This is a genomic window from Rhodoferax sp. RT5P35, from assembly GCF_056521385.1.
Genome location: NZ_JBWMAX010000041.1, coordinates 1 through 2,154 on the forward strand (window position 1 = coordinate 1; position 2,154 = coordinate 2,154).

A 2,154-nucleotide genomic window follows, 5' to 3' on the forward strand; every position below is an offset into this window, starting at 1 on the left:
TGAAACAGGAGTACCCGCTGCTGGCCATCGAGATTGCGGTCGACACCAGCGACCGGCTGGTGGAGCAGATGCGCGAAGGCGTGCTGGACGTGGTGATTGGCCGCATGCTGGGCCCGGCGAGGCAGAACCACGCCTTTCGCCCGATTGGTGACGAGCCGTTATCGGTGGTGGTGGCGGTAGACCATCCGCTGGCGGAGCAAGCCAGCGTGGCGTTTGACGACTTGCTGCAGTTCCCCTGGATTTTGCAGCCCCATGGCAGCCCCATGCGCGAGGTGCTGGAGCAGGAGTTTCGCGACCACCATGCCAGCGTGCAGCGGGGGCTGATCGAGACCTCGTCCATCCTCACCACCACGAGCCTGATTTTCAAGACCCAGATGATTGCGGTAATTCCCGAGTCCAGCGCCAGCCGCTACCAGACCCATGGCCTGCTGAAGATATTGCCCTACACCATCGCCCACAAGCTGGCCGCCTACGGCAGCATCGTGCGCAGCGACCGGCCTGTGGGCGTGGCGACGGCCCGGTTTCTGGAATTGCTGCACGCTTAAGCATTTAAGTCTTTTAGGCCTCTAGCGCTTATTCCTTGAGCGTGAGCAGCTACTTATTTTGTAGTGCACGGCGCATCCAGCCCAGGCCTTCCGAAGTGCCGTGCCGGGGGCGGTACTCGCAGCCCACCCAGCCGGTGTAGCCCAGGCTATCCAGCAGCGTGAACAGATACGGGTAGTGCACTTCGCCCTCGTCCGGCTCGTGCCGGTCGGGCACCCCGGCGATCTGGATGTGGCCGACCCGGCCTGTGGGCACATAGGTGCGCAGCTGCGTGGCCAGGTCGCCGTCCATGATCTGGCAGTGGTACAGGTCCATCTGCACCTGCAGGTTGGGCGCAACCACGGCCTGCACCACGCTGTGCGCCTGGGCCTGGTGGTTCAAGGCGTAGCCGGGCATGTCGCGGGTGTTGATGGGCTCGATCAGCACCGCCCGACCCGCTGCCGCGGCCTGCTCGGCGGCCCAGGCCAGATTCGCTTCAAACACCGGGCGCAGGCTGTCAAAGCTCTGGCCCGCAGGCAGCCGCCCGGCCAGCACGTGGATGCGCGGGCAGTCCAGGGCGTGGGCGTAGTCCAGGGCCTGGGCAAAAAGCTGGCGAAACTCGGCTTCGCGGCCCGGCAGGCAGGCCAGGCCGCGCTCGCCCGCATCCCAGTCTCCGGGCGGGGCGTTGATCAGCACCTGCTGCAGGCCGTGCGCACGCAGTTGCGCGGCCAGGTCGGTGGCGGCAAAGGCGTAGGGGAACAGGATTTCGACGGCGGTGAAGCCGTCCGCAGCAGCGGCGGCAAAGCGGTCTAGAAAGGCATGCTCGGGGTAGAGCATGGTGAGGTTGGCGGCAAATTGGGGCATGCCGCTATTTTGCAAGCTTTTCATGCCGCTGGCGCTTATTCCATCGGCGTAAGCAGCTCATTTATTCATAGCATACGGTCACTGGCCAGCCGCGCGTCTGCGGCGATGTCGCCCAGGGCCTGCACCTGCGTGTACAGCGGGGTGAAGTCGGGGGCGGTCATGTCAAACAGTTGCTGGAAGCTGTCGATCACGAAGTAGGTTTGCTGGTAGCTGTCGTTCTTGTATCGGGTGCGCATGCAGCGGGTCACGTCCAGGCCAATGCGTTGCGGCTCGGGGCTGCGCACGCTGTACTGCAGCTCGCCCGACGAGCTGAGGATGCCCGCGCCATAGGCCCGCAGGCCGTTGGCCTGGCGCACCAGGCCGAACTCGATGGTGTACCAGTACAGACGCGACAGCAGCTCGCAGGCACCCAGGCGGTGCGCTTTCAGGCCGCCCGCGCCGTAGGCCTGCATGTGCTCGGCAAACACCGGGTTGAACAGCAGCGGCACATGGCCAAACAGGTCGTGGAACACATCGGGCTCGACGATGTAGTCGTACTCGGCGGGCGTGCGGATCCAGTCGGTCACCGGGAACTTGCGGTTGGCCAGCAGGGTGAAAAACGGCACCTCGGGGATCAGCCCGGGCACGGCCACTACCTCCCAGCCGGTGGCGGGATGCAGCTTTTCGTTGATTTCCTCGAAGCGCGGAATCCGGTCTTTCACCCCCAGCGAGGGCAGGGCGGCGATGAATTCGTCGCAGGCCAGGCCGGGCAGCAGGGCCGACTGGCGC

3 protein-coding genes are annotated in these 2,154 nt (G+C 65.2%); 1 reads left to right on the top strand and 2 read right to left on the bottom strand.

What is annotated here, in order from left to right:
• Positions 1 to 545 (top strand): LysR substrate-binding domain-containing protein (locus AC097L_RS23280; RefSeq protein ID WP_479589117.1); only part of this gene is annotated, 545 nt, incomplete at its 5' end.
• 49 nt (positions 546 to 594) lie between these two features.
• On the opposite strand, the gene otnI is transcribed toward AC097L_RS23280, so the two are convergent.
• A complete protein-coding gene (otnI, locus tag AC097L_RS23285; RefSeq protein WP_479589119.1) occupies positions 595 to 1,386 on the bottom strand; it encodes a 2-oxo-tetronate isomerase in 792 nt (263 codons plus the stop codon).
• 65 nt (positions 1,387 to 1,451) lie between these two features.
• Positions 1,452 to 2,154 (bottom strand): phenylalanine 4-monooxygenase (gene phhA / locus AC097L_RS23290; protein ID WP_479589118.1); only part of this gene is annotated, 703 nt, incomplete at its 5' end.